The 5,874-nt window shown below is 64.2% G+C and carries 6 protein-coding genes; 3 read left to right on the forward strand and 3 right to left on the reverse strand.

The features are described 5' to 3' along the window. On the forward strand, positions 1-1,195 hold a 1,195-nt coding region (locus tag EN991_RS20505), incomplete at its 5' end, for an aconitase X (protein ID WP_127369414.1). After that, complete coding sequence (locus EN991_RS20510; RefSeq protein ID WP_013530810.1) at positions 1,192-1,650, forward strand: DUF126 domain-containing protein; 459 nt, start codon at positions 1,192-1,194, stop codon at positions 1,648-1,650. The genes EN991_RS20505 and EN991_RS20510, both read left to right, overlap by 4 nt. Here EN991_RS20510 and EN991_RS20515 read toward each other — a convergent pair. From EN991_RS20515 to EN991_RS41010, 3 genes are read right to left on the reverse strand one after another with little or no spacing between them, the layout of a single operon-like run. Next, a complete protein-coding gene (locus EN991_RS20515) occupies positions 1,611-2,696 on the reverse strand; it encodes a siderophore-interacting protein (RefSeq protein WP_127369415.1) in 1,086 nt (361 codons plus the stop codon). The genes EN991_RS20510 and EN991_RS20515 overlap by 40 nt on opposite strands. Positions 2,697-2,698: 2 nt before the next feature. Next, positions 2,699-4,081 (reverse strand): TonB-dependent receptor, encoded by a 1,383-nt coding sequence (locus EN991_RS41005; protein WP_245461021.1) that lies wholly within the window; start codon positions 4,079-4,081, stop codon positions 2,699-2,701. Continuing rightward, positions 4,011-4,826: a TonB-dependent receptor plug domain-containing protein gene (locus EN991_RS41010; protein ID WP_245461022.1), complete on the reverse strand. Its 816-nt coding sequence runs from the start codon at positions 4,824-4,826 to the stop codon at positions 4,011-4,013. The genes EN991_RS41005 and EN991_RS41010 overlap by 71 nt, the downstream gene beginning before the upstream one ends. 180 nt (positions 4,827-5,006) lie before the next feature. Here EN991_RS41010 and EN991_RS20525 point away from each other — a divergent pair. Further along, positions 5,007-5,874 (forward strand): ABC transporter substrate-binding protein (locus tag EN991_RS20525; RefSeq protein WP_127369416.1); only part of this gene is annotated, 868 nt, incomplete at its 3' end.

The raw sequence follows: 5,874 nt of genomic DNA on the forward strand, positions 1-5,874 counted from the left end.
GTCAGCGGCTGCTGCCATGAAAATCCTGGTCGCCTTTTCCAACGCGATCGGCGCGGGCAGCCTGCTCGACATTGCCGGCGCCCATATCGACGGCTGTCTCTACCACGGCAAGGCCGGTCTCGACTTCGTCGAGCGGCTGGTCGAAGGCGGTGGCCGCGTGCAGGTGCCGACGACGCTCAATGTCGGTTCGTTCGATCTCATCCATCCCGGCATGGTGAAAATGCCGGCGGCGGAAGAGGTGCCGGCGCGCCGGCTGATGAAAGCGCATCTGGAGCTCGGCTGCCAGGCGACTTTCACTTGCGCGCCTTACCAGACGCGGTTCCGGCCAAGCTTTGGCCAACAGATCGCCTGGGGGGAATCCAACGCCATCGTCTTTGCCAATTCGGTGATCGGCGCGCGCACCAACCGCTATGGCGATTTCATCGATCTGTGCTGCGCCATGACCGGACGTGCGCCGGCCTGGGGGCTGCATCTGAGCGAGAACCGGCGCGGCCGGATCTTGTTCGAACTGGCCTTTGCCGACCCCGAGCCGAGCGACAGCCTGTTCGTCGGCATCGGACTTGTCATCGGGCAGGCGAGCGGCGACCGCATTCCGGTGATTGCCGGCCTGCCGCAACCGCGCGACGAGGATCAGCTGAAGGCGCTGGGGGCGGCGGCGGCAACGACCGGTGCTGTGGCGCTGTTCCATGCGGTCGGCATCACGCCGGAAGCGATGACGCTCGATGAGGCGTTCCAGGGTCATGCGCCTGACGAGACGATCCGCATTACCCGTGCCGATATCGACCATGCGCTGGCCAGGCTATCGAGCGTGCCGGATGGCGCGCCGCTGGCGGCCGTGTCGCTCGGCACGCCGCATTTTTCGCATGAGGAATGGATGCGACTGTTGCCGTTGCTGCGCGAGGCAGCACCGGGTAGGCGCATTCCGATCTATGTCAACACCGGCCGCGCGACGCTGACGCGATTGCAGGAGGAGGGCGCGCTGGCCGGTATGGAGGCGTTCGGCCTGATCCCGGTCGCCGATACCTGCACCTATGTCACATCGATCCTGGAACGCCTCGATGGCGTGGTGATGACCAATTCCGGCAAATGGGCGCACTACGCACCCGGCAATATCGGTGTGTCCGTCGCCTTCGCCGAGATGCGGGATTGCATCCGCTCTGCTGCGGCCGGGCATGTTGTGCGGAGCGCGTCATGACGCGACCGGTGGAACGAACCGGCACTTTCCAGCTGGCCGGTGACGCTGAGGGTCAGGCGCTGGTGTTTTCGCAACCGCTCAGCTTCTGGGGCGGTATCGATGCCGAGACCGGCGAGATAACAGACCATTCGCACCCCGGCCTCGGCCGAAATGTCGCCGGCAGGATTTTGGTCATGCCGAGCGGGCGCGGCTCGTCGTCTTCATCCTCGGTCCTGGCCGAGGCGATCCGCAGGGGCACGGCGCCGGCCGGTATTCTTCTGGAGCGGCCGGACCCGATCCTGGCGGTCGGTGCCATCGTTGCCGAATTTCTTTATGACATCCGCATGCCGCTGGTGGTGTGCGATATTTCGAACCTTGTCTCCGGTGATCAGATTGATATCGGCATCGGCAAAGACCGCGGGCCGATCATCAGAGTTCACCCCGCCATCAATCCGGCAGAGCCACGCCGCCAATAGGCCGCCGCCAGCGTTTGATCGCGACCAAGCCCCAGCGTGTCGCGCCAACATTCGCGCACGATCTTGGCGGCAGCGGCTTCCGCCGCGAACCAGCCGAAGGCCGAACCGTCCTGCGGCCACGCCACCGAGCGGACAGCCTCGGCCAGCAGTCTGTCCTCGCCCGCCGCCACGCCATCCCGTGTCAGCCAATGAACCTCGATGCCCGTGCCATTGTTGATCGCTTGTCTTTCACCATCATTGGCGATCTCGACGAAGGCGACGCCTTTTGTCCCGGCCGGTAGCGTCTCCAGCAGCCGAGCCAGCGCCGGCAAGCCGGTTTCATCGGCGCCCATGACGTACCATTCTGCCTGCCGCACCGGACGGCCGACCGGGCCCATGATGCCAACCTTCATGCTGGGCGCGGCCTGCATGGCCCAGGCGGAGCCGACGCTCTCGCCGGGATGGATCAGGAAGTCGACATCGATGATGCCCTTTTCCACGTCAAGCGCGCGGATGGTGTAGACGCGCGCCACCGGGCGCCGGTCGTCGGTGGGCCAGACCGGTAAGCCATTGCCGCCCAGCACCGGCCACAGCGGATCGGGGACGTCCCTGGTCGGAAACAGCATGCGGATATGCATGCCGCCGAACTTGGCGAAGCGCGAGAGATTCTCGCCGGCCAGACGAATGCGGCGCATATTCGGAGTGAGGTCGCGAACATCGGTCACCACCATCTCGCGGAACTGGGCGAGGCTGGTTTCGCCTGAGAGATCGCCGGTCCAGACGATCTCGGGGTTTTCCTCCTTGGCGTAGACCTGTACGGCTGTGGCGAGCAGGTCCTTGATACGGGCGAGCCCGTCGCGGGCGGCAGCATTGGCCCGCATCACCAGCCGCTCCATGTCGAACGAGGCGCCGCCGAAGGCAAAGCGGAAATCGATGCGCTGTCCCTGATGCGAAGCATCGGCCTCGAAGCTCCGCAGCCTGTCGGAGATGCTGTCCATGTAGTCCGGCAGACGCCGCAGGTTGAGCCGTGCCTCGCAGGCCAGTTCACGCACCGATGCTTCGTTCATTGTCAGCCTCCGATCCTGCCGGTGAGGGCCACCTTGAAGGTGCGGCCCTTGCCCTGTTCTGTTGCCGCCGAGGTCGACCATGCGCTTTGCGGATCGGTGTAGGCGGTGTTGAAGATGTTATCGACGCCGAAATCGAGCTTGAGGTTGTCGTTGACGCGCCAGTTGGCGAAGACATTGACCAGATCGAAACCGTCATCGACGACCGGCACGGCGTTGGGATTGGTGCGGCTGGTGCGGGTGATCTTGCCGACGCTGAGATATTGCGCGCCGACGGTGAGCTGGTCCTCCAGCATGCGGAAGCCGATCGTGGCCGAGAAGCGGTCGAGCGGCGTGTTGTTCAACGCCTGGCCGGAATAGACGCCGCTGACGACCTTGGCGTCGATCAGCGCGCCGGAGAGGTTCACGAAACCCCAGCCATAATCATAAACCATCTCGGCCTCTACGCCCTTCAGGCGTGCGTCGCCGATGTTGATTGCCGTGCGCGGCAGCACGGTGAGGTCGACGTCGATGTAATCCTCGACGTCAGTGTGGAAAACGTTGACCTTGGCGCGCAGCCGATCACCCGCCGTCAGCACATCGTCATATTTCACGTTGACGCCGGCCTCCCAGTTCTTTGCCATCTCGGGCTGCAGCAGAAGATTGGGCCGATATGTATCACCGCCGCCATGCGCGCCGCCGCCACGGAAGACATCCTGCAGACCCGGCGCCCGGTAGCCTTCGGAATAGGTGCCATAGAGCTGGAAGCCATCGAATGGCGTGACGCCGACGGTGAGGCGCGGCGACCAACGATCGCCGGAGATCGAGGCTTCCTGCGGTGACGGGATGCGCGTCTCGCCATCGAGCTGGTAACCGTCATAGCGCATCGCCGCGATGACCTGCAGCCAATCCTCGTAATCGCCCTGCCACTGCAGGAAGCCGCCATAACCCTGCTGTTGGCCAGCGCCGAAATGCGCCGCTTCCGAGGAGGCCTCGAGATAGTAGTAGTCGAGTCCGTAGGTCAGCGTATGTGCTAGTCCCCAGACGTCGAACCGCGAGGAGTTCTTCACATTGAAACCTGTCGTGGCCACGTCGTAGAAGCGGAAATTGCCGATCGCCGAGGTCGGCCAGACCTGAGTCTGCTCGGCGCGGGTGCGGTTGTGATAGGCATTGGCGCTGAAGTCGATCAGCGCGTTGTCGTCGGGCTTCCAGGTGTAAGCGGCGGTGTAGGTCTGGTTGGTGGTGTCGGTGTCATAGCGGCTCAGGGTCGGCGAGGTCGAGCCGCTCGATCCGGTGATCTGGTCGTTGTAGCGCTGCCGGATGGCGCCGAGCTTCAGCTCATGGCCATCGGCCGGCCGCAACGTCGCCTTCAGATAGCCGCTGGTCACCCGCTCGCCGGTCCATGGCACGGGTGTCGCCATTGCCATCGGTGTAGCTGTCGCGGTCGCGGTAGATGAGGTTGCCGATGATATCGGCATCGTCGCTGAAGCGGTAGGCACCGGTGGTGCTGGTGGTGAAGCCGTCGCCATTGTCCTCGTAGCCGAGCTTCTCGCTCAGCGCCCAGCGCTCATCCTTCTTGAGGAAATCGCCGGCATCCTTGGTCTCGAAGGAGACGACGCCGCCGATGCCGCCGGAACCATAGGCATTCGACACCGGACCGCGAATGACGGTGGCTTCCTTGATCAGGTCGGGTTCGACATAGAACGAGCCAGAGCCATGACCGACGCGCCAGTAGTCCTGGCGGGCGCCGTCGAGGGTGACGACGACGCGGCCATATTGCTCCAGGCCGCGGATGTTGATGGCGGTTGCGGGATCGTCGCCATTCATCGAGGCAGCGACGCCCGGTGTGGTGCGGAAGATGTCGGCGGCTGTGTCGGGCTGGATGCGGTCGAGTTCGTCCTGATCGACGGCGCTGATGGCGGCCATCGATTCGATCACCGCCGTTTTGATCATCGTTGCCGAGATGGTGATCACGTCGAGCATCGTCGCCGGCTGGTTCTGCGCGACACTGGCCGGCGCCAGGCGGCCGGTCTTGGCGGCGGTCTTTTTCTCCCGGTCCTGTTCCTGCGCGCTGGCAAGAGGCACGGCGCAGAGGCCGAGCACGAAGGCGAGCGCCGTGCTCGCCATCAATGTCGTGTTTGTTGTCGTTGTCATGCAGCCCCCAAGCAAAAGCAAAACTGCTGGCGGTGGCTGAGCGGCCTTGGCTGGCATTATTGAAAATCCCTCGACCAGTCAGGTCAGGGCACGGGTCACATATTAAAACATGATGACATAAGTCAACTTTAAATTTATAGCCGACCATCTTCGAGAAGCATCTGGCACGGGAACAGCGGCATGGTCGGCAGTTTAGGCGAAGGCAAGACGACCCACTGGTCGCAACCGGGCAGGATCGCGGCGGTGCTGCTTCTGGCACTGTCGGTGCTGGCGCCTTTCTGCGGCTTCAAGGCGCTGGCCGCCGAGATCGTTGTCGATGCGCTGGGGCGAACCGTCGTGCCGGGCGCGGCGACCCGGATCGTGACGCTCGGTTCCGACGTCACCGAGATCGTCCACGCGCTGGGCGCCGGCGGGCGAATCGTCGCTATAGATCGCGGCAGCAAATATCCGCCTGAAGTCGCGCAAAAACCCAATGTCGGCTACCGCCGCCAGCTTTCGGTCGAGGGGCTGGCCAGCCTGCGTCCCGACCTGATCCTGGCCGCAGAAGACAGCGGGCCTCCTGAAGCGGTCGAGGTGCTGAAGTCGCTGGCAATCCCGATCGTCTTGGTCCCGCAGGACAACAGCCCGCAAGGCATCGAGCACAAGATCACGTTGATCGCCGCCAGCCTTGGGCTCGAGGACAAGGGCAAGGCGGTTTCCGCCGAGGTGCTCACCGCCTTTCAGGCTGCCGCGGATCTGGCGTCGCAAATTCCGCCGGAGCGGCGCAAGAAGGTGGTGTTCTTCCATGGCCTGGTACGTCTGAGCGCTGCCGGCGCGGGTACTTCTGCCGACGCCATCATCCGCTATGCCGGCGGCCTCAACCCTATGGACATCGTACAGGGCTACAAGGCGGCGTCGGAGGAAAAACTGATCGAGATGGCGCCTGACGTCATCCTGATGATGGGCGACGGCAAGGGCGGGCCGTCGGCCGAGCTGGTGTTCGGCAACCGCGCGCTGGCGGCAACGCCGGCGGCAGCCAACAAGGCGCTGGTCGTGCTCGACGGCGCCT

Source organism: Mesorhizobium sp. M7A.F.Ca.US.005.03.2.1, assembly GCF_003997795.1.
Lineage (GTDB): Bacteria > Pseudomonadota > Alphaproteobacteria > Rhizobiales > Rhizobiaceae > Mesorhizobium > Mesorhizobium ciceri.

What these genes read in the sequence shown, in the direction of transcription:
- EN991_RS41010 (WP_245461022.1), bottom strand. Translation starts at nt 4,826, where the DNA reads ATGACAACGACAACAAACACGACATTGATGGCGAGCACGGCGCTCGCC.
- EN991_RS20510 (WP_013530810.1), top strand. Translation starts at nt 1,192, where the DNA reads ATGACGCGACCGGTGGAACGAACCGGCACTTTCCAGCTGGCCGGTGAC.
- EN991_RS20515 (WP_127369415.1), bottom strand. Translation starts at nt 2,696, where the DNA reads ATGAACGAAGCATCGGTGCGTGAACTGGCCTGCGAGGCACGGCTCAAC.